The sequence below is a fragment of the Kitasatospora sp. NPDC059571 genome (genome assembly GCF_042735675.1).
Taxonomy (GTDB): Bacteria; Actinomycetota; Actinomycetes; order Streptomycetales; family Streptomycetaceae; genus Kitasatospora.
In genome coordinates, this window is sequence record NZ_JBHWBW010000441.1 from 1 (window position 1) to 2,909 (window position 2,909).

General features: G+C 75.5%; 2 protein-coding genes. Both read right to left on the bottom strand.

Going from position 1 to position 2,909, the window contains the following annotated elements; genetic code table 11:
- On the bottom strand, positions 1 to 839 hold an 839-nt coding region (locus tag ACFV0G_RS32255; protein WP_380555677.1), incomplete at its 3' end, for an acyl-CoA dehydrogenase family protein.
- Positions 839 to 2,650, bottom strand: coding sequence for a fatty acyl-AMP ligase (locus ACFV0G_RS32260; RefSeq protein ID WP_380555679.1), 1,812 nt, complete (start codon positions 2,648 to 2,650; stop codon positions 839 to 841). The genes ACFV0G_RS32255 and ACFV0G_RS32260, both read right to left, overlap by 1 nt.
- Positions 2,651 to 2,909 lie beyond the last annotated feature (259 nt).

Below are 2,909 nucleotides of genomic sequence, written 5' to 3' on the forward strand. Positions count from 1 at the left end.
AGCAGCGCGCGCGGGGGGGCCCCCGCGCCGGCGGGGCCGGGGGGGGGCCAGGGGGGGGGTTTTTTCTGCTGGGCTTGTTGGCGGTTTGGGGGGCCGCCGCCCTCGGCGCCGACCACGGCGTCGGCGCCGACCGGGGCGTCCCGGTAGGCGATGCCGCTGATGTCGGCGCCGCGGATGCCGTGGGTGCGGACCTTCGGCAGGCAGCGGTACGCCGCGCCGGGCAGGTGCTCCTTGTCGACCAGCAGCACGGTGAAGCCGCGCGGCCCGCCCTCGGGGGCGGTGCGGGCGAGCAGGCAGAGCAGCCGGCCGCGGGTGGCGTTGTTGATCAGCCACTTCTCGCCGGTCAGCCGGTAGCCGTCGCCGTCGCGGTCCGCCGCGACCTCGCCGGCCATCAGGTCGCTGCCGTGGGTGCGCTCGGTCAGGCCGAGCGAGACCAGCTCGCCGCCGCGCACCAGCGCGCCGACCCGCCGGGCCAGCGCCGGATCGGCGCCGACCCAGACGCAGACCGTGCCGAGGAAGGTCTTGCCGTGCCCGATCGCCGCGGTGAGGTCGCGCCGGGCGACCGTGCGGATCAGCTGCTGGAGCTGGTCGTACGAGGTGAGCGCGCCGCCGTGCTCGGCGGGCACGTAGTAGTCGGCCAGTCCCCAGTGCCGCAGCGCCGCGCAGGCGTCGGCGGGGAACTCCTCGGCGTGATCGGCGCGGACGGCCTCCCGGTAGCCGGCCGCGGTGGCCGGGTCGGCCGGGTCGCCGAGCGCGGCGTCCAGCCGGGCGCCGAGCTCCCAGGCCGGGTGGCGCGGCGGCGCGGCGGGCAGGGTGAGGGCGGGGCCCTCGGTGGTCATCACCGCAACCACTCGCCCTCGGCCAGGGCCGCGGCGGCGGCCACCGTGTCGGGGACGTGCACGGCCGGCACCAGCTCGGACAGGTCCGGGTCGAGGACCTGGTGCAGCGGGCGGATCTCGCCGTTCAGGAAGAGCTTGCGCATCACCCCGCGCTGCATCTTGCCGCTGGTGGTGCGCCGGACGGTGCCGGGGCGGACCAGGACGACGTTGCCGGCGGCCACCCCGAACTCCGCCGAGATGCACTGCTGAACCTCGGCGGCGAGCGCCTCCAGGTCGACCTCGCCGCGGGTGCCCATCCGGACCTCCTGGACGAGCACCACCTGCTCCCGCCCGGTGTCCACGGAGAAGGCCGCGCCGGAGCCGAACAGCAGGCTGACCCGCTGCACGGTGCGCTCGATGTCCTGCGGGTAGAGGTTGCGGCCGGACATGATGACGATCTCCTTGAGCCGCCCGGTCACGTACAGCTCGCCGTCGATCAGGGTGCCGAGGTCGCCGGTGCGCAGGAAGCCCGCCTCGCGGGCGCCGCGCGCGCCGCCGGTGGTGGCGGCGCGGAACGCCTGGGCGTCCTGGCCGGGGCGGCGCCAGTAGCCGCGGGCGACGCTCGCGCCGCGGATCCAGATCTCGCCGACGGTGCCGTCGGGCAGGCTCTGCAGGCTCTCCGGGTCGACGATCCGCACATCGGTGTCGGCGGGGCGGCCGGAGGAGACCAGGGTGCGGGCGGCCCGGCCCTCGACGGGCTCGGCGATCCGGTGCGCGGCGAGCTCCTCGGCGTCGACCGTCCGCTCGGCGGCCCGGGTGCCGTGGGTGCCGCCGGTGACGAACAGGGTCGCCTCGGCCATGCCGTAGCACGGGTACAGCGCCTCGGGGCGCAGGCCGGCGGGTGCGAACCGCTCGGCGAAGCCGCGCATCGTCTCGGCCCGCACCGGCTCGGCGCCGTTGACCGCGGTGGCCCAGCGCGACAGGTCGAGCTCCGCGATCTGCTCGTCGGTGACCCGGCGCAGGCAGAGCTCGTAGCCGAAGTTGGGGCCGCCGCCGGTGGTGATGCCGTAGTCGTCGATCATCCGCAGCCAGTTGACGGGGCGCCGGACGAACGCGCTCGGCGACATCAGCACGCCGGTGGCGCCGAGCCAGAGCGGGTGCAGCAGGTGGCCGACCAGGCCCATGTCGTGGTGGAACGGCAGCCAGCCGCCGACCACCGAGTCGCCGTCGGTGCGCATCGCGCGCCGGATCGCGGCCTGGTTGGCGAGCAGGTTGTCGTGGCCGACCATGACGCCCTTGGGCTCGCTGGTGGAGCCGGAGGTGTACTGCAGGAAGGCCAGTGCGTCCGGGGCGATCCGCGGCATCCGCCAGTCGTCCGGGTCGGCCTGGACGATCCGGTCGGTGGCCAGGCAGCGGACCTCCGCGTGCCCGGCCTCGGCCAGCCGCAGCGAGACGTCCGGCGCGTGCGCGGAGTCGGTGAGCACCACGGTGGTGCCGGCGTCCTTGACGATGGCGACCGCGCGCTCGGTGTGGTGGCGGCCGCCGCCGGGCGGCGGGGCCGGGACGGCGACCACGCCGGCGTACAGGCAGCCGAGGAAGCTGCTGATGAAGTGGTGGCCGGCGGACTGCAGCACGAGCACCGGCTCGCCGGGGGCGCAGTGCTGCTGGAGCCAGGCCGCGATGGTGCGGGCCGAGCGGTCGAGCTCGCCGTAGGACAGGCGCCGCGGTTCCAGCCCGTCACGGGTGTCGCCGAGGAAGACGTACGCCGTTCTGGAGGCCAGTTCGGCCGTCCGAGACCGCACGAGCTCGGCGAAGTTGTGCTGTTCCGACACGGCTGTTCCCCCTGGTCCTCGATGCGGCCGACTGCGCCTCGGTCTCGGAGCGTGCGCCCGCCCGCTCGAGAACGTGTCGAACGCACGTGGAGCAGACGTGAAGGGCATTTACCGGTACATGGCAATCAATGGCGGGGCCCGGGACGTGCCGGGGGGGGTGGGGCGCCCCCGGGGGTGGGAGCCCGCACCCCGGCGCGCGCGCACACTCCCTCTGGGTGGCGCGCTCCCACGCCCGCACTCACCCTCGGTCGAACGCGCG